Below are 16,453 nucleotides of genomic sequence, written 5' to 3' on the forward strand. Positions count from 1 at the left end.
GCCGCACTTTCGCGCGGCCCCCAGCAGGGCGGATGACAGGAATGCCACCCATCGTATCAATCCGGCAGGCGCGCCGGTTCATGGAAAATGCTTTCCTCGACCTGCTCGACATCCTGGCCTGGCAGGAAGGCGCGCCACCGGCCACCGGCCATGACCGGCCGGCAACCCCGCAGCCGGGCGGGGTTACTCCTGATCGGGGGCAGGGGCGGAGTTGAGCTTGATGTATTGCGGCAGGCCCAACTGCTTGATGAGGTCGAACTGGCGGTCGAGGAAGTCCTCGTGCTCTTCCTCGTTCACAAGGATGCGCAGCAGCAGGTCACGCGAGACGTAGTCGCGCACGCTCTCGCAATAGGCGATGCCCTCGCGCAGGTCGCCAATCGCCTTTTCTTCCAGCTTCAGGTCGCATTTGAGGATTTCCTCAACGTCCTGGCCCACAAGGATCGTGTTGTAGCGCTGCACGTTGGGCAGGCCACCGAGGTAGAGGATACGCTCGATCAGCCAGTCGGCGTGCTTCATCTCCTCGATGGATTCCTCGTATTCCTTCTTGCCCAGCAGGGTCACGCCCCAGTGGCGCAGCGTGCGGGCGTGCAGGTAATACTGGTTGATCGCCGTCAGCTCGTTGGTCAGCTGGGTGTTCAGGTGCTCAATGACCTTGGGGTCCTTGATGGGCATGTCCGTCTTCCTGTTCTGCAAATTATTATACCCCTCACGGGTTACTGCGTGGCAGGCGGCAACGCAATTATAAAAAAGCGTTGCATAACCATGCCCTGCGCGCGACCCTGCGCCCGCGCCGCACGCCAGGGCACGGCCACCACGCAGGGCAGGGATACGCCACATGGACCAGACCAGCTACCGCACGCTTGATGCAGGCGGCATCCGCGCATTCCTTGCCGGTCTGCCCGCCATTGCCACCCGCCTTGGCGGCCTGCCCGAACAGTGGCAGGTGCGTGAGGTCAGTGATGGCAACCTCAACAACGTATTCCTCATCACCGGGCCTGCGGGGGAGGTATGCCTCAAGCAGTCGCTGCCGCATGTGCGCGTGGACCCGAGCTGGAAGATGCCGCTCGACCGCACATATTTCGAGGCCGCATGGCTTGCCGCCATCGGCCCGCTGGTGGGGGGACTGACCACCGAATACCTGCATTTCGACCCCGAACTCTATGTTCTGGTGGTCGAGAGCCTGTCCGGCCACACCGTGCTGCGCACGGCGCTGATGGAAGGGGCGGACTGGCCGGAGGTCGCGCCCCGCATTGGCGCCTTCGTGGCCCGGGCCTGTTTTGGCACCTCACTGCTCGCCCGCCCGTTCGAGGATGTGTTTGACGCCCGCCGCCTCTTTGCCGCCAACCAGGCCCTGACCCGCATCACTCTCGACCTGGTGTTTGACGACCCGTACCGCGACCACCCGCGCAACCACTGGCATGATACCGCCCTGAGCCCCATCGTGCAGGACATCCGCACCAGTGCGGCAGCCCTTCTGGCGGTGGAAAACCTGCGGCGGCGCTTCCTGTCGCAGCCCCAGGCGCTGCTGCATGGCGACCTGCATACCGGCTCGATCATGAGCACGGCGGATGATACGCGCGTGATCGATGGCGAGTTCGCGCTTTACGGGCCGATCGGGTTTGACTGCGGCATGTTCGTGGGCAACCTCGTGCTGCATTTCTTCGCAACACCCGACCTTGCGGCCCGGCGGGCGGCGCTGCGCGACATCGCCAGCTTCTGGCGCAGCTTTCATGAGCAGTTCATGGCGCTATGGAACGCCAGTGACGCCCCGCCACCGGGCACCCTGCGCCCGCTGGCCTATGGCCCGGCGGCCCATGTGGCGCAGCAGGCCTTCATGGATGAGATGATGGGCGATACCATCGGCTTTGCCGCCATCGAGATCATCCGCCGCATCATCGGCTACGCCCATACGGCGGATTTCGATACCATCATTGATCCCCGCCTGCGCGCCACATGCCGCGCGGGCGCGCTGGCCTTCGCCTATTACGTGCTCGACCATCTGGCTGACATGCGCACGATCTCGGATTTCCTGTCCTGCCTGGGCGAGAATGAGGGGAAGGGGCTGTAGAACCTTTCAGTCCATGCCGCCGGGCATGAGGGCTGCCAGCCGGGCCATGGAGGCGCGCAGGTCGGCCTCGATTTCTGGCAGGGGGCGACTGGGTTCGGGGGTATCGAAATACCGGGCAAATGAAATGGCACACCCAATGCCCGCCCGCGCATGGTCCAGCCGGGCAGTGGGGTCATGGGGGGCGACCAGGTGGTCAAACCACGCCTGCGGATCGGTTTCCATGCCGGTGGTGAACACCATGCGGGTGGGGGCGCCTGCGTGATCCATACAGGTCACGCTCAGGCTACGATATAAAAACCCCCGCGCTGGCACCTGGCGTGCAAAACCGGTGCGCCGCCCCAGCGGCACGCCCCCTTCAGGCGGTACGAGGCGCCATGAAGCCGGTGCGCCATCCGGACCATCGCGCACATCAAGATCGCATTCCGCGCCTTCAAGCGCCGCCTGCACCACGGCGGTCACGTGGGCCTGCGTCATCTCGCGCCGTTTCTCGCCCTGGCTGCGGCCGCACCGCCGCCACAGCGCTGCCGCATTGACCAGGCTGACCAGACCACGGCGGGCAGCGGGCTTGCTGTTATCCAGCACCCACACATAGGTGCCGATGCCGGTATTGATGAACATGTCCTGCGGCAGGGCTATGACCGTATCGATCAGGTCATGCTCGACAAGATAGCGGCGAATGGCGGATTCCCCGCTCTCCACACCGCCACCGTTCAGGGCGGCGCCATGCGTCACCACGCCAATCCGGCTGCCGCCGTGGCGGGGGGCGCGCATCTTGGCCAGCAGGTGCAGCACGAACAGCATCGATCCATCAGACACGCGCGGCAGCCCCGGCGCGAAGCGCCCCTGCGCGCCCTGCGCGTGTTCCGCCTGTACGGCGGCGCGGATGGACCGCCAGTCCAGCCCGAAGGGGGGGTTGGCCAGCATGCGGCCAAAACGCTGGCGGGCATGGCCATCGGCCAGCAGCGTATCGCCCTGCACCACCTGCCGGGGCCTGAGCCCGCGCAGCAGCAGGTCGGCACGCGCCAGGGCACAGGACTGCGCGTTGAGTTCCTGCCCGTACAGATCCGCCATAACCCCGCGCGCGCGCAGCCGGTCAGCCGCCCGGGCAAGCAGGGCGCCGGTTCCGGCGGCGGGGTCGTAAAGCGCAAGGCGGGTGCCCGGCGCATCCGCAGCGCAGACGAGATCGACCATCAGGTCAGCCACCTCCGGCGGCGTGTAATGCGTGCCGGTGCCCTGCGTGGTGGTGAAATGGCTGACCAGTTCCTCGAACAGTTGCGCCATGGCTTCGCTGCCGTACAGGGCAGGAGAGAGGTCAAGGGCTGCGAAATGCGCGGCCAGCGGCCCCAGCATGCCAACTGCCGCCAGCCTGCGCGCAAGCCCGTCCACCTCAAGCTGCGCCATGATGGCGCGCATGGCGGCGGGCAGGCGCTCAAGCTGCCGCGCCATTACCCTGAGCGGGTCGGCCGCGCAGGCGATGGCCGCAAGCCCCCCCTTGGCGGGCGGCCGTGCCTGCTCGAGCCGCCGCAGCATGGTAAAGGCCAGTATCGCGGGCCCGTATTCAACCGGCGGCAGCACGCGGCGCAACTGGCCTGCAATGCGCCATATGGCAGTTGCTGACAGCAGGGGCGCGGTCATGGCCGGTTAACGGGCGCGTTCTTCCGCCGCCGCCGTGCGCCATAGCGACAGGGCAACCGCAATGACCGCAGGCCCGATGAACAGCCCGAGCAGGCCAAACACATGCAGGCCACCCAGAATGGCCGTCAGCACCGCAAGGAAGGGAATGCTGGTGCTGCCGCTGATCAGCTTGGGCCGCACGAAGTGATCGCCCGCGCCATAGGCGATGGTGCCGATCCCCCCCACGATCACCGCCTGCATCACGCCATTGGCCGCAAAGGTCATGAGCGTGGTCACGCATAGCAGGATCGGCCCGCAGAAGGGGATGACACTGACCACCGCCGTCACCAGTGTGAGCAGGGCGGGGTGGGGGGTGCCCGCAATGAAGTAGCCAATGCCCACCAGCACGCCCTGGCCCAGCCCCACCAGCACCAACCCCGCCACCGTGCCGCGCACGGCGCCCACGGTGTTGCGGATCACGTCCCGCGCGCGCGCACCCAGAAAATGCTGCCCGACCGCGCGGATATCGGCAATGAGCGTTTGCGAGGCATGGAGATAGAAATAGACCGACAGCGTGGCGATGACGAAGGTTTCGGTCATTTCCATCAGGCGGTGCGGCAGTTCGCGCCCGTCGCCGGTGGCCACCATGCGCGACACCACGCCGGTCCAGTGCCGCAGTTCATCGGGGTCGGACAGGTAGCGCCGCCACAGCCCGGCCAGCCTGGGGCCAACACGCGGAATGTCATCGACCTGCGGCGAGACGGGAATGCCATCATGCAGCGCGGTCCGCCCCCATGCCATGAGCGAGGGAATTTCCAGCCCCGCCCGCACGGCCATGGCAATCATGGGCACGGCCAGCAGCGCGAAGATACCCGCCGCGATCAGCCCTGCGGCCACCCCACGCCCCATGCCGCGCCCCACCAGCCGCGTATAGAGCGGGAAGGTGGTGATGGTGAGGATACCACCCCACACGAAGGCAAACAGGAATGACTGTTCGATCCATGCGGAAAACAGCAGGACCGCGCAGACGAACATGAAGGTACCGATATACTGGGTCCGGCTCCGGTTTTCTTCCATAGGGCGTGTTCTATCCTGCTGGGGTTCATCAAAGGCTGCACCATAACGCAATAACGCACAGGCCGCCCATTGTGGCAGGTGGCGCGTGCCCCGTGGTCATGTCAGCACAGGGTAGAGGCCCGGCTTATAAAAAACACCACCCATCTTGCCCATGCAGGCACAAGCTGGTCCATTGGTAGCCCTTTTCCGACCCGGACACGACATGCCCCGCTCTCCCAGGACCTTTTTTACCGCCGACACCCATTTCGGCCATGCCAACATCATCCGCTACACGAAACGACCCTTTGAAACGGCAGCCGAAATGGATGCGGTACTGGTCAGCAACTGGAACGCCACCGTCGGCCCCGATGATGACGTGTGGCACCTGGGCGACGTGGCCCACGGCACACAGCGGGCAGAGGCGATCCTGCCGCGGCTGAATGGCCGAAAGCACCTGATCTGGGGCAACCATGACAGTGAAGCCGTGCGGAACTGGCAGGGGTGGGTGTCCTCGCAGGCCTATGCCGAACTCAGGCTTGATGGCCGCAGGGTGGTGCTGTTTCATTATCCCATCGCGGAATGGAATGGCTTCTGGCACGACAGCCTGCATTTTTATGGGCATGTGCATGACAGGCTCACGCCCACCAGCCTGTCATGTGATGTGGGGGTGGATGTGTGGGATTACCGGCCCGTGGCCTTCAATGACATCGTGGAAACCATCAGCGCCCTGGCCCCGCCCGCACGCCCTGCCTGATACGGGCGGGCCGCAACGCGCCGCCAGGAATGCGCCGCCTGCCCATCACGCGCCCATCGCAGATCGCCGCACGGCAATGCGGTATTCATGCAACAGGCCACGCAGTCGGGCCCGTTCTCCAGCCTGTGCCGCAACATGCTCCAGTCGTGCCCACGCCGCCTGCGCCACCTGGCGCTGGCCTGCCAGCGCCGGAAAGGTCAGTTCCAGCGAGGCCAGGGTGAGGGTATCCACCTCGGGGAACACGCTGCCCCCCGCGCGGCGGCGCAGTTCCGGCCCTGCCGCCCATAACGCCAGCGCCGCGTAGCGCAGGTCCACCCCACGCCCGCGCGGCACCAGCGCCTTGCACCCCTGGCTGACGGCAAGCGGGCCGCATCCCAGCCCCACCCGGCCCACAGGGGCGCGGGTTGATACCACCAGCGCGCCCGCAGGCACCAGCGTGGCCCGGCACGCCGCCAGCCCCGCCGCCGAGAGGCCGCGCAGCCCGCGCGCCACCACCGCAGGCGGCCCGGATGGCAGGTCAGCAGGGGTTATCCACGCCACGTCATCGCCCCAGTAGGCGGCGTGGGTCGTGGCGGGTGTGCCCCCGCCGGTAATGTCAAACACATGCCCCAGCAACCGCCGCGTGCCGCCTGCCGCCCCGATGGCCTGCGTGATGATGGCCCGGACCTGCTCCGGACCCAGCGCGTCAAGCCTGTCCAGCACGCGCAACTGCCCGTCAATGCGTTGCAGGCGGCCCTCGAGCCGGTCGGCCACAAGGCGCTGGCAGGCAAGGGAAGGACAGGGAACCGGCAGGCTGTTCATGCGCGCGCGCGTGAGCTTGGTGCGGGTCGCCCCCTCCACATACGGACCGTAGGACAGGGTATTGAGGGCATGCGCCACGAAGCGGCCATCCACGCCCGCGCGCGGGCGCAGCACATGCACGTGGTTGCCCGCCCATAGCGGCCCTTCATGAAAGAACGCGACATCACGCGATGGATCAGAAAACGGCGCGCCGTCTTCCCCCAGCAGCACGAGCGCGCCATCAAACAGTGCCTGATCGACATGCCCGGTCACGCCACTGGCCCCATGATAGGGCACAGGCCCCGGACGCTGCGCCCGCTGCGCGCGGTTAAGGGGCACGCGGGCCGCATCAAGGCATTCCACCAGGGCGCCCAGCGGCACCACGGGCCATGCCCGGGGCGGGGGTGGAGGCGGGCGATCATGGCACGTCATGCCTCATCCTTTACTGTTGGGCCGGACCGGGCCGCCACATGAAAAATACATCATGACAGGCGTTTGCGCGGCATGGCTGCTGGCCGTGCGCCATCGGGTCGTATAAAACCCCACCCCCGAGCACCATACCGCGTGCCGCACATGACCATGGCCCGGCGGGGCATGGGTGAAGCAGGGGGTTCATGACGCGTCCAACCACATCCTTCGGGGCGGAATTCCGTTCCATCCTTGCCATTGCCGGACCGATGGGCCTGTCACAGTTCGCCCAGATGCTGATGGGGCTGACCGATGACGTCCTGCTCGGCAGCCTGGGGGCGGCGGCCCTTGCCATTGGCGGGCTGGCCACGGGCACGTTCTTCACGCTCAACGCCATCCTTGCCGCCATGATCGAGGCAGGCGGCATCCTGCTCTCGCAGGCGCGCGGGCGGCAGGACCATGCAAGCCTCGGCACCACAATCACCTCCATGCTCGTGGTCGCCATCATGCTGTGCGGGCCGGAACTGTTCTGCCTGTACCACATCGACCGGCTCCTGGCATGGCTGCACGAGCCCGAGGCCATCCGCGCGCCGGTAACCGCGTTCGTGCATATCCTGATGTGGGCGGTGCCGCCTGCGTTGCTGGGCCAGGGCGTGCTGACCACGGCGCTGCCGGTCATGGGGGCACAGGGCATTCTCATGCGGGTCATGCCGTGTGTTACGGTGGTGAACGGGGTGCTGAATGCAACGCTCATCCACGGCTGGTTCGGCCTGCCCGCGCTGGGGCTGCACGGGTCGGCGGTGGCGACGGTCATCACCCTGTGGTGCATGCCCCTCATCCTGCTGGCGTTCATGGCGCGCAGGCCCGAGCTGCGCACCGCCCTGCGCCCGCGCGCGCATGACTGGAAGCATACCGCCGCCCTGCTGCGCACCGGCCTGCCCATGCTGGCCGCCGCGATGGCGGAGGTGACACTGTTCCAGGCCAACAGCCTCGAGGCCGCCAGGCTGGGCAATGCGGGGCTTGCGGCATTCCAGATCATGCTGGGCATCGGCATGCAGTGCTTCGTGCTGTACCTGGCCATGGCGCAGGCAAGCAACATACGGGTGGCCTACTGGACGGGACGCAACGACCCGGCCATGGTCCGCCGCGCCGCCGGTGCGGGCATGGCGCTGGGCATGGGGGTGGCCTGCCTGGCCACGCTCGTTCTGGCCGCAGGGCGGCAGACCATCATCGGCTTCTATCTTGATGCGGCCCTGCCGGAAAACGCGCAGGCGGTGCATCTCGCACTCGCCCTGCTGATGGCGGGCGCAATCTTTCAGGTGCCTGATGCCCTGCAGGCCATCGCCACAGGCATCCTGCGCGGGCAGGGCGATACCACCATCCCCATGGTGCTGGCGGTTATCGGCTACTGGGGGATTGGCTTTCCCGCTGGCATCGTCCTAGCCTTTGACCGCGGCATGGGCGTGCAGGGCCTGTGGTACGGCATTGGCATGGGGCTGGTGGCGGTATTCGTGCTTCATGGCACCCGCATCGCGTGGCGCATGAAGCAAGTGGTGCAAAAAGGGTAGGAAAAGCCCCGCCCGGTCGCGCCGGTTTTGAAAATAAATATGGGCCGAACACAATAAAAAGTTTCTGGATGCCGCCTTTTTTTAAAAAAGCGGCGTTCCTTGAAGCTTTTTGAAGAAAGCTTCACCAAAAACTTCTTTTAATTCCAATAATTCCAGGGCGCCATCGTGGCCTTACAGGCGCTTGTGCATTTCCTCGCGGATGGAATTGCATTTCTTGGTAAACACGCCCGCCTGCGACGCGGTCATGAAATTGATCAGGAACGCGCCAAGCAGCGAACAGAAAGACAGGATGATCAGCACCCGCCCCATGAGCGAGATCACCCCGCTATAATGCACCGCCGAATACCACAGCAGGCCAAGGCTCAGCACGGCGCCAAACACGCCGAGCACGCCGGTGGAGCGGATGAGGGATTCCTCCTCACGGATGAAGGTGGAGGATTCCTGCCATAACATGAACAGCTTGCGGTCCATTTCCTGCACGGCAGCGGCATACTCGTCGGCATCATCGGGATGCTGGTGGTCGGTGCCGCTACGGTGCAGTTCAAGTTCCTGCCGGGCCTTGGCAAAGACCCGCCTGCGTTCCTTTATGGCAGGCAGGCTGATATCGACAAAGCTGAGAATGGCCACGTTCAGTCCAGCCGAGAGCTGGATTACCGCTTGGAAATCACCCCAGATCACAGGTTACCCCCTGAGGGTCCACATAACCGTGCACTGTAGCAAACCCTGACAAATACAAAGCCACCCGGCATGCAAGGACTGCACGCCAGTTCCCAACGCACCACGCAATATGGCGGCACGCCTGCTTCTAGCGTTAGCACGAAGCGGGATGAATATCCATGTTCCCTCCACCTATGAGGTCTACCATGGCAGGCAGCCCATGCAGGGCACCGGGCTGAAGATCGACCCGCGCGTGCCTGTCGGGGCCGTGCCGGTTCTGGCCTGCTGCGCGGCGCATGGCCTGCCCCGCTCCAGACCGATACAGGCCGCCGGAGGTCCGTAGAAGAGTGGCGTCCACGCCCTTGATGAGGAAACCCGGTGCCGCATCGTCCGGCTTTCCCCCCCAATCATATAAAAAAAGGGAGCAGGCCAACTGGCGCGCTCCCTTTGTCGTGCAATCATCAGGCTGTTTTCAAGACCCTGGATGCGGTGTGTTCAAACGCCCGGTTACTGCTGCTTGTACAGCAGGCGCGCGCGCAGCGTGCCCTTGAGTTCACGCAGGCGGTCAAGGATGCGGTTGTCCTTTTCCACATCGCGGCCGGTATCGGCCTCGACCACCACGTAGCCCAGTTCACCCGCCGTCTGCAGGTACTGCGCGGTCACGTTGCAGGATTCCCTGGAGAAGATCTCGTTGATCTGCAGCATGATGCCCGGCACGTTGCGGTGCACATGCATGAAGCGCGTGCCGTGCGGGTTTTCGGGCAGTTGCACGGTAGGGAAGTTCACCGCACCCAGCGTGGAGCCGATATCGGAGTATTCCACCAGCTTGCGCGCCACTTCCACGCCGATGCGCTCCTGCGCTTCCGCTGTCGAGCCACCGATATGCGGGGTCAGGATCACGTTATCCAGCCCGCGCAGCGGGGTTTCGAGCGGCTCGCCCGCCTGCTTGGGTTCCTTGGGGAACACGTCGATCGCCGCACCGAGCAGGTGGCCATCCTTGAGGGCGGCGGCCAGCGCATCAAGGTCGACCACATTGCCGCGCGCGTTGTTGATGAGGAAGGAGCCCTTCTTCATCGCGCGGATCTGCGCCTCGCCAATCATGCCCGCGGTCTCGGGGGTCTGGGGCACATGCAGGCTGACCACGTCGCTCTGGGCCAGCAGGGTCTCGAGCGTATCGACCGGTGTTGCGTTGCCGTGCACCAGCTTGTCGATCACATCATAATAGAACACGCGCATGCCAAAGGCTTCGGCCAGCACGGAAAGCTGCGAGCCAATCGAGCCATAGCCCACGATGCCCAGCGTCTTGCCACGCACTTCCCAGCTATTGGTGGCGGATTTTTTCCAGATGCCCGCATTGCATTCCTCCGACTTGGGGAAGATGCGGCGCATCAGCATCACGATCTCGCCCATGACCAGTTCGGCCACCGAGCGGGTGTTGCTGTAGGGTGCGTTGAAGACGGGAATACCGGCCTCACGCGCAGCGTCGAGATCGACCTGGTTGGTGCCGATGCAGAAGCAGCCGATGGCGATCAGGCGGTCGGCCTTCTCGATCACCTCGCGCGTGAGCTGCGTGCGCGAGCGGATGCCCACGATATGCACGCCTTCCAGCGCCTTCTGCAGGGCTTCGCCTTCCAGCGCGGTCTTGAGGCGGGTGACGTTCTCGTATCCGTTTTCCTTCAGCAGGTTGACGGCACTGTCATGGATGCCCTCAAGCAGCAGGATGCGGATCTTGTCCTTGGGAAGGGAAAGGTGGCCGGTGGATGGGCTGGTCATGTCGCGTGCTCCCGCTCTGATACGGTCAAGAAGGTAGGTCGTCCCTATCCGATTGGCCGCGCCATCGCTAGGGGGAAAGATGAATTCGTGCCCTCAGCCCGCGCGGGCATCCGGCACGAGCAGGCTGCTTGCACGCGGCAGGAGGCCAGCATCACCCAGCGCAAGCACCGTGCCATCGCCATCGGCGCGCAGGGGCCGGCCTGCCCAGTCGGTCATAGAGCCGCCAGCACCTTCCACCACCGGCACGAGGGCGGCCCAGTCCCATATCTTCATGGTGCATTCGGCAATGATGTCGATCTGTCCCAGTGCGAGCAGGCCATAGGCGTAGCAGTCGCCCCCCCAGCTTGTGCGCCGGGCTGCCTGCGCCAGCGCGTCAAAACCGGGGCGGTGCGGCGCATCAAGGATTTCAGGCGCCGTGCAGGAGAGTTCGGCCCGCCCCACGTCAGCGCAGGCCCGCGTGCGCGGCGTGCCGGGCAGGGTGGAGAGAAAGCGCGTCGCCTCGCCCCGCAGACCAACCCAGCGCTCGCCCGTGACCGGCTGGTCAATGATGCCGAGCAGCGGCACCTCATTGTGCAGCAGCGCGATGAGTGTGCCGAAGGTGGGCCGGCCGGTCAGGAAGGCGCGGGTGCCATCAATCGGGTCGATGACCCAGCGATACGGGCTCTCGCCCCCTTCAAGGCCGAATTCCTCGCCCATGATGCCAAAACCGGGCAGGCGCTCGGACAGGACCGCCCGAATCGCGCGCTCCGCCGTGCGGTCGGCAATGGTGACGGGGCTGGCATCGGCCTTGTCATCCGCCAGGACCCCACGGCGGAAGAAGGGCAGCACCACGCTGCGGGCCACATCGGCGGCGGCAAGGGCGGCCTCGAGCACCGCATCACGCGCGAAACCGGCGGGCAGGGCGGCCATCAGGGCGCCTCCGGCCTGAGCGAGCGCAGATAGGCGATCACGTCCGCGCGGTCGGTTTCCGAGGCGATGCCGGGGAAGGACATCTTGGTGCCCGATGCATAGTCGGCAGGCCCCTTGAGCCAGGCGGAAAGGGTGGCGTTGGTCCAGGTCTCGTCCTTGTGCGCCTTGAGCGCATCCGAGAAGTCATAGCCCGGAATATCGCCCACATGCGTGCCAAACACGCCAAACAGGCCCGGCCCGATGATGGAGGGGCCATTGGGCGCCATGCTGTGGCACATGGCGCACTGCCTGTCGGCCAGGGCATGGCCCTTTTCAACGCTGGCCCTGGCGACCAGATCATCAATGGAATTGCCCGGCGCCGGGGCGGCCGGGCGCGGTATGGCCACGCCAGCCTTCGCGGGCAGGGGCTCGGGCACGGCCGTGCGGGCAATGCCCCAGCTTGCGCCAAGCACCCCCACGGCAATGAGGCAGGCAACCCCGATCTGGTTAAGGCGTGTACTGTCCATGAAGTCGGGCGTCCTTCCCACGGTTGCATGTAAACCGCTCCTTACCTAGACTGCCGCGCGCCCTGTGTGAAGCATGCACGGGCGGCGTGCGGCCCGTGCCGCCGCGACAGATTACGGATGGCCCAGACCCAGACCCCATGAACCCTATTGTCCTGATTCCGGCCCGGATGGCCTCGACCCGTCTGCCGGGCAAACCGCTTGCCGATATCGCGGGCCGCCCCATGATCGTGCATGTGCTCAAGCGCGCGCAGGCTGCCTGCATCGGCCCGGTTGCCGTTGCCACCGCCGACCGCGCCATTGTTGATGTGGTGGTCCACGCGGGCGGCACCGCCATCCTGACCGACCCGGACCTGCCCTCCGGCTCGGACCGCATCTGGCACGCACTCGGCGCGCTTGACCCCACGGGCAGGCATGACACCATCATCAACCTGCAGGGCGACCTGCCGGGCATTGACCCCGAGAGCCTGCGCGCCGTGCTGCGCCCGCTGGCTGATGGCGCGGTGGATATCGCAACCCTTGTCGCACCCGTGCGTGATGAAGCGGAGGCGAAAGCGGCCTCGGTGGTGAAGGTAGCCTGCGCCTTTGGCAGCGAGGCGCCGGATGCCGTGGCGCGCGCGCTGTATTTTTCCCGCATGCCCATACCGTGGGGGGAGGGGCCGCTGTGGCACCATGTGGGGCTGTACGCCTATCGCCGCGCGGCACTGGCCCGTTTTGTCAGCCTGCCCGAAAGCGGGCTGGAACAGCGCGAAAAACTTGAACAGCTCCGGGCACTCGAGGCGGGCATGACCATTGGCTGCACCCGCATCCCCACGGCGCCGTTCGGCGTTGACACCCCCGCCGATCTTGAGCGCGCGCGCCAGATGCTCGGAGCCGTGGCATGAGTGGCGCACGCATCATCGCCTTCCAGGGCCGGCCGGGCGCCTATTCCGACCTGGCCTGCCGCACCGCCCGGCCCGGCTGGACCACGCTGCCATGCCAGACCTTTGCCCAGACCATCGCCGCCGTGCATGACGGGCAGGCCGAACTGGCCATGCTGGCGTGCGAAAACAGCCTTGCGGGCCGCGTGCCTGACATCCACGCCCTGCTGCCACAGGCGGGGCTGTTCATCGTGGGCGAGCATTTCCAGCGCGTGGAGCATTGCCTGCTGGGCATTCCCGGCACGAAGCTGAGCGATGCGAAGCGGCTGCACACCCACCCGGTCGCCATGGCGCAGGTGCGCGGCGTGGTGAGCGAACTGGGGCTGGAGCCGGTTGTGGAGTTCGATACCGCAGGCGCTGCCGAGATGGTGCGCGACTGGGGCCGCAAGGAAGACGTGGCCGTGGCATCCGAACTGGCGGCCGAACTCAACGGGCTTGAAATCCTGCGCCGCAACGTGGAGGACGCCGCCCACAACACCACGCGCTTCTACATCGCATCGCGCAGGCCCGACACCCTGCCGCCACCGGGGCCCGGTTTCATGACCACGCTGCTGTTCAGGGTCAGCAACCAGCCCGGCGCGCTGTACAAGGCGCTGGGCGGGCTGGCCACGACGGGCGTGAACCTGACCCGGCTGGAAAGCTACATGCTGGAAGGCTCGTTCTCGGCCACGCAGTTCCTGATGGATGTGGAAGGTCACCCGCAGGCGCCCCCGCTGGCCGAGGCGCTGCGCGAGCTTTCATTCTTTTCGGAACGCCAGGAAATCCTGGGCGTCTATCCCGCATCCCCCTTCCGGCAGGGGGCGTGAAGGACAGGGCAGGGCAGGGCGGCCATGTTTTGCCCCCCGGCCCGCATTGCCTGTATGATACCCTGCCTGCCCGCGCCGGGACACGGCAGGGCACATGAAAACGATGGTGCCGGACAACCGGCGCACGCATAGCCAAGACACAGGATCCAGGTGGAAACAACCATGTTCAAGGGTTCCATGACCGCCCTTATTACCCCCATGAATACGGATGGGTCACTTGACCTGCCTTCCATGGGCCGCTTCATCGACTGGCAGATCCAGCAGGGCACATCCGCACTGATACCCGTCGGCACCACGGGCGAAAGCCCGACACTGACGCATGATGAGCATGCCAAAGTCGTTGAATTCACCATAAAATCCGCAGCCGGGCGCGTGCCGGTCATTGCCGGAGCCGGCTCGAACAGCACGGCCGAGGCCGTGGGCATGGCCCAGCAGGCGCAAAAGGCCGGGGCCTCAGCCGTGCTGGTGGTCACGCCCTATTACAACAAGCCCACGCAGGAAGGGGTGTACCGCCACTTCATGGCCGTGGCCGATGCCATCAGCATTCCCGTCATCCTGTACAACATTCCGGGCCGCTCGGTCATCGACATCTCGGTCGAGACCATGGCGCGCCTGGCGCTCCACCCCAACATCATCGGGGTCAAGGATTCGACGGGCGACCTGCTGCGCCCGCTGCTCGTGCGCCGCGCGGTGAAGAAGCCGTTCAACCAGATCTCGGGCGAGGATGGCACTGCGGTCGCGTTCCTCGCCGCTGGTGGCGATGGCTGCATCAGCGTTACCGCCAATGTCGCCCCGGCTTTGTGCGCGCAGGTGCAGCAGAGCTGGAATGATGGCAACGTGATGGACGCCATGGAACTGCAGGACCGGCTGCTGCCGCTGCATGATTCCCTGTTCTGTGAAAGCAATCCCGTGCCGGTCAAGTTCGCCGCAAGCGTATTGGGGCTGATGGGCGAGACCTGCCGCCTGCCCCTGGCCCCCCTGGCCGATGCCAGCCGGGCCAAGGTAAAGGCAGCGCTCGATGCCGTCGGGCTACTGGACTGAATCATGGCCAGCAAGAACAAGGGCAGCGGCATGATCTCGACCGGGATCGCAGCCCAGAACCGCAAGGGCCGCTTCAACTACTCCATCCTTGAAACGGTGGAAGCGGGGCTGGTGCTCAAGGGGCCCGAGGTCAAAAGCCTGCGCATGGGGCGGGCCACCATCAACGAGGCCTATGCCGGTGAACGCAACGGGGAATTGTGGCTGATCAACAGCTACATCCCCGAATATCAGGGCGGCGTGCTGTCACGCTTCGAGCCACGCGCGCCGCGCAAGCTGCTTTTGCACAAGAAACAGGTGGACAAGCTGCTGGGCGAGACCGCGCGTAACGGCGTGACCCTGGTGCCGCTGGACATTCACTTCAACAGCCGTGGCCTTGCCAAGCTGACGCTGGGCGTGGGGCAGGGCCGCAAGAAGGAAGACAAGCGCCACGCCATAGCCGAGCGTGACTGGGCGCGCGACAAGGCCCGCCTGCTGCGCAACAAGGGCCGTGAAGACTAAACAGCGGATTGATAGAAAATCAGACGTTTTTGGTGAAGCTTTTTTCAAAAAACTTCAAAGAATGCTGTCCTGTTAAAACCGCAGCATCCAGAAACTTTTGATACGCCACGCAGGGTAGCGGGCAAGGCAGGCTCTATTCGCCACTACTGGCTGAACATACCTGGCATGATACCCAACAAAAAACAGGGCCAACCCGTGCGGGATGGCCCTGTTTTTTATCCATTCCCCCAACCACGCCAGCCAGAAGCTGGCGTGGGGCAGGGGAAAGTCTTCAGTCGACCGACAGGGCGGCTGCCTCGGGGCCTTTCTGGCCTTCAACAACCTGCACGTTTGCCGTCTGGCCTTCCGTCAGGCCGGACAGGCCCGAACGCTCAAGGGCGGAAGCGTGGACAAAGATGTCCTTGCCGCCATTCTCGGGCGTGATGAAGCCGAAGCCCTTGGTCGCGTTGTACCACTTGACCGTGCCGCGCATGTCCTGCGCGTGCGACAGGTCAGGGGCGGGGCGGCCGGAGCGCGAGAAACCGGCGCGTGCGCCCGGAGCCGCGCCAAAGCCACCGCCACGGGGGCGCTCGGGCTGTGCCGTGCTCTCATCAACGGAAAGGACGCTGGCGACCTGCCGGCCCTTGGGGCCCTGGCCGATCTGCACAACCAGCGTGGTGCCCGGCGAAACCGTGGCATGCCCGGTGGGGTTCAGGGCATTGGCGTGCAGGAACACGTCACCCGACCCATCGGACAGCTCAACGAAGCCGAAGCCCTTTTCGCTATTGAACCACTTTACAGTGGCGCTGATTTCCGGCCCGGATGCGACGATCTGGGGACCACCACCTCCACCACCAAAGGAGCGGCGCGGCGGCGGGGCGCCGCGATCACCAAATGAAGGCGACGACATGAAATCATCGTCAAACCCGCCGCGGCGCGGGGAGCGGGAGCTGCGGTCGGTCCTGTTACTTCTCAACGGTCGTAATCCCGAGGTCTAGGTGGCGGATGTTCCGTTGTGGAACACCACCGAATGAAAGCACGTTTGCAGGATGGAGGCTGGCCTGTCTGACCCTGGGCCGGTGTTCAGGCGGCGGGCGGCTCAGGAAAACTTTTTCCATC

Annotated in this window: 18 protein-coding genes; 9 read left to right on the forward strand and 9 right to left on the reverse strand. The window is 65.4% G+C overall.

All coding sequences use genetic code 11. The annotated features are described in order from the left end of the window. The first annotated feature begins 80 nt into the window (after positions 1-80). A complete protein-coding gene (locus tag HNW77_RS17935; protein WP_275942122.1) occupies positions 81-215 on the forward strand; it encodes a hypothetical protein in 135 nt (44 codons plus the stop codon). On the opposite strand, the gene bfr is transcribed toward HNW77_RS17935, so the two are convergent. Continuing rightward, complete coding sequence (gene bfr / locus HNW77_RS00335) at positions 184-672, reverse strand: bacterioferritin (protein ID WP_078523985.1); 489 nt, start codon at positions 670-672, stop codon at positions 184-186. The two genes, HNW77_RS17935 and bfr, sit on opposite strands and share 32 nt — an antisense overlap. A gap of 163 nt (positions 673-835) precedes the next feature. Between bfr and mtnK the strand changes: the two genes are divergently transcribed. After that, positions 836-2,068 (forward strand): S-methyl-5-thioribose kinase, encoded by a 1,233-nt coding sequence (gene mtnK / locus HNW77_RS00340; RefSeq protein ID WP_172154299.1) that lies wholly within the window; start codon positions 836-838, stop codon positions 2,066-2,068. Positions 2,069-2,074: 6 nt separating this feature from the next. Here mtnK and HNW77_RS00345 read toward each other — a convergent pair whose 3' ends face one another. Together HNW77_RS00345 and HNW77_RS00350 are read right to left on the reverse strand one after the other, a co-directional pair. Continuing rightward, a complete protein-coding gene (locus HNW77_RS00345) occupies positions 2,075-3,703 on the reverse strand; it encodes an HsdM family class I SAM-dependent methyltransferase (RefSeq protein WP_172154301.1) in 1,629 nt (542 codons plus the stop codon). A 6-nt stretch (positions 3,704-3,709) separates the two neighbouring features. Then, on the reverse strand, positions 3,710-4,759 hold the full coding sequence (locus tag HNW77_RS00350) for an AI-2E family transporter (protein WP_172154303.1): 1,050 nt from the start codon (positions 4,757-4,759) through the stop codon (positions 3,710-3,712). Between the two features lie 202 nt (positions 4,760-4,961). Between HNW77_RS00350 and HNW77_RS00355 the strand changes: the two genes are divergently transcribed. Further along, a complete protein-coding gene (locus HNW77_RS00355) occupies positions 4,962-5,492 on the forward strand; it encodes a metallophosphoesterase (protein ID WP_172154305.1) in 531 nt (176 codons plus the stop codon). 45 nt (positions 5,493-5,537) lie between these two features. Here the strand turns inward: HNW77_RS00355 and HNW77_RS00360 are convergent, their stop codons facing one another. Beyond that, a complete protein-coding gene (locus HNW77_RS00360) occupies positions 5,538-6,704 on the reverse strand; it encodes a restriction endonuclease subunit S (RefSeq protein WP_172154307.1) in 1,167 nt (388 codons plus the stop codon). Between the two features lie 182 nt (positions 6,705-6,886). Between HNW77_RS00360 and HNW77_RS00365 the strand changes: the two genes are divergently transcribed. Further along, positions 6,887-8,248 carry an MATE family efflux transporter gene (locus tag HNW77_RS00365; protein ID WP_172154309.1) on the forward strand — a complete coding sequence of 454 codons (1,362 nt, stop codon included), beginning with the start codon at positions 6,887-6,889 and terminating at the stop codon, positions 8,246-8,248. A gap of 171 nt (positions 8,249-8,419) precedes the next feature. On the opposite strand, the gene HNW77_RS00370 is transcribed toward HNW77_RS00365, so the two are convergent. Next, entirely contained in the window at positions 8,420-8,926 is a 507-nt protein-coding gene (locus HNW77_RS00370; RefSeq protein ID WP_172154311.1) for a hypothetical protein, read from the reverse strand. 148 nt (positions 8,927-9,074) lie between these two features. Here HNW77_RS00370 and HNW77_RS00375 point away from each other — a divergent pair, with 148 nt between their 5' ends. Beyond that, complete coding sequence (locus HNW77_RS00375) at positions 9,075-9,248, forward strand: hypothetical protein (RefSeq protein ID WP_172154202.1); 174 nt, start codon at positions 9,075-9,077, stop codon at positions 9,246-9,248. A gap of 164 nt (positions 9,249-9,412) precedes the next feature. On the opposite strand, the gene serA is transcribed toward HNW77_RS00375, so the two are convergent. From serA to HNW77_RS00390, 3 genes are all read right to left on the reverse strand, one after another. Beyond that, positions 9,413-10,678, reverse strand: coding sequence for a phosphoglycerate dehydrogenase (gene serA / locus HNW77_RS00380; RefSeq protein WP_172154313.1), 1,266 nt, complete (start codon positions 10,676-10,678; stop codon positions 9,413-9,415). 93 nt (positions 10,679-10,771) lie between these two features. After that, positions 10,772-11,587: an inositol monophosphatase family protein gene (locus HNW77_RS00385; protein WP_172154315.1), complete on the reverse strand. Its 816-nt coding sequence runs from the start codon at positions 11,585-11,587 to the stop codon at positions 10,772-10,774. Next, complete coding sequence (locus tag HNW77_RS00390) at positions 11,587-12,093, reverse strand: c-type cytochrome (protein ID WP_172154317.1); 507 nt, start codon at positions 12,091-12,093, stop codon at positions 11,587-11,589. The genes HNW77_RS00385 and HNW77_RS00390 overlap by 1 nt, the downstream gene beginning before the upstream one ends. 137 nt (positions 12,094-12,230) lie before the next feature. Here HNW77_RS00390 and HNW77_RS00395 point away from each other — a divergent pair, with 137 nt between their 5' ends. The 4 genes from HNW77_RS00395 to smpB all read left to right on the forward strand — a co-directional run bounded on the left by HNW77_RS00395 (position 12,231) and on the right by smpB (position 15,355). Next, positions 12,231-12,974: a 3-deoxy-manno-octulosonate cytidylyltransferase gene (locus tag HNW77_RS00395; RefSeq protein WP_172154319.1), complete on the forward strand. Its 744-nt coding sequence runs from the start codon at positions 12,231-12,233 to the stop codon at positions 12,972-12,974. Next, a complete protein-coding gene (locus HNW77_RS00400; RefSeq protein ID WP_172154321.1) occupies positions 12,971-13,816 on the forward strand; it encodes a prephenate dehydratase in 846 nt (281 codons plus the stop codon). The genes HNW77_RS00395 and HNW77_RS00400 overlap by 4 nt, the downstream gene beginning before the upstream one ends. 162 nt (positions 13,817-13,978) lie before the next feature. Beyond that, positions 13,979-14,857 carry a 4-hydroxy-tetrahydrodipicolinate synthase gene (gene dapA, locus HNW77_RS00405; RefSeq protein ID WP_187353119.1) on the forward strand — a complete coding sequence of 293 codons (879 nt, stop codon included), beginning with the start codon at positions 13,979-13,981 and terminating at the stop codon, positions 14,855-14,857. Between the two features lie 3 nt (positions 14,858-14,860). Further along, positions 14,861-15,355, forward strand: coding sequence for an SsrA-binding protein SmpB (gene smpB, locus HNW77_RS00410; protein WP_172154333.1), 495 nt, complete (start codon positions 14,861-14,863; stop codon positions 15,353-15,355). Between the two features lie 271 nt (positions 15,356-15,626). Here smpB and HNW77_RS17940 read toward each other — a convergent pair whose 3' ends face one another. Continuing rightward, positions 15,627-16,310, reverse strand: a complete 684-nt coding sequence (locus HNW77_RS17940) for a cold-shock protein (protein WP_172154335.1) — start codon at positions 16,308-16,310, stop codon at positions 15,627-15,629. Between the last annotated feature and the right edge of the window lie 143 nt (positions 16,311-16,453).

The organism is Komagataeibacter melomenusus (assembly GCF_013155395.1).
GTDB classification, from domain to species: domain Bacteria; phylum Pseudomonadota; class Alphaproteobacteria; order Acetobacterales; family Acetobacteraceae; genus Komagataeibacter; species Komagataeibacter melomenusus.

Excerpts from the sequence above, each read along its gene's own strand:
- HNW77_RS17935 (WP_275942122.1), top strand. The coding sequence starts at position 81 with ATGGAAAATGCTTTCCTCGACCTGCTCGACATCCTGGCCTGGCAGGAA.
- bfr (WP_078523985.1), bottom strand. The coding sequence starts at position 672 with ATGCCCATCAAGGACCCCAAGGTCATTGAGCACCTGAACACCCAGCTG.
- mtnK (WP_172154299.1), top strand. The coding sequence starts at position 836 with ATGGACCAGACCAGCTACCGCACGCTTGATGCAGGCGGCATCCGCGCA.
- HNW77_RS00345 (WP_172154301.1), bottom strand. The coding sequence starts at position 3,703 with ATGACCGCGCCCCTGCTGTCAGCAACTGCCATATGGCGCATTGCAGGC.
- HNW77_RS00350 (WP_172154303.1), bottom strand. The coding sequence starts at position 4,759 with ATGGAAGAAAACCGGAGCCGGACCCAGTATATCGGTACCTTCATGTTC.
- HNW77_RS00355 (WP_172154305.1), top strand. The coding sequence starts at position 4,962 with ATGCCCCGCTCTCCCAGGACCTTTTTTACCGCCGACACCCATTTCGGC.
- HNW77_RS00360 (WP_172154307.1), bottom strand. The coding sequence starts at position 6,704 with ATGACGTGCCATGATCGCCCGCCTCCACCCCCGCCCCGGGCATGGCCC.
- HNW77_RS00365 (WP_172154309.1), top strand. The coding sequence starts at position 6,887 with ATGACGCGTCCAACCACATCCTTCGGGGCGGAATTCCGTTCCATCCTT.
- HNW77_RS00375 (WP_172154202.1), top strand. The coding sequence starts at position 9,075 with ATGAATATCCATGTTCCCTCCACCTATGAGGTCTACCATGGCAGGCAG.
- serA (WP_172154313.1), bottom strand. The coding sequence starts at position 10,678 with ATGACCAGCCCATCCACCGGCCACCTTTCCCTTCCCAAGGACAAGATC.
- HNW77_RS00385 (WP_172154315.1), bottom strand. The coding sequence starts at position 11,587 with ATGGCCGCCCTGCCCGCCGGTTTCGCGCGTGATGCGGTGCTCGAGGCC.
- HNW77_RS00390 (WP_172154317.1), bottom strand. The coding sequence starts at position 12,093 with ATGGACAGTACACGCCTTAACCAGATCGGGGTTGCCTGCCTCATTGCC.
- HNW77_RS00395 (WP_172154319.1), top strand. The coding sequence starts at position 12,231 with ATGAACCCTATTGTCCTGATTCCGGCCCGGATGGCCTCGACCCGTCTG.
- HNW77_RS00400 (WP_172154321.1), top strand. The coding sequence starts at position 12,971 with ATGAGTGGCGCACGCATCATCGCCTTCCAGGGCCGGCCGGGCGCCTAT.
- dapA (WP_187353119.1), top strand. The coding sequence starts at position 13,979 with ATGTTCAAGGGTTCCATGACCGCCCTTATTACCCCCATGAATACGGAT.
- smpB (WP_172154333.1), top strand. The coding sequence starts at position 14,861 with ATGGCCAGCAAGAACAAGGGCAGCGGCATGATCTCGACCGGGATCGCA.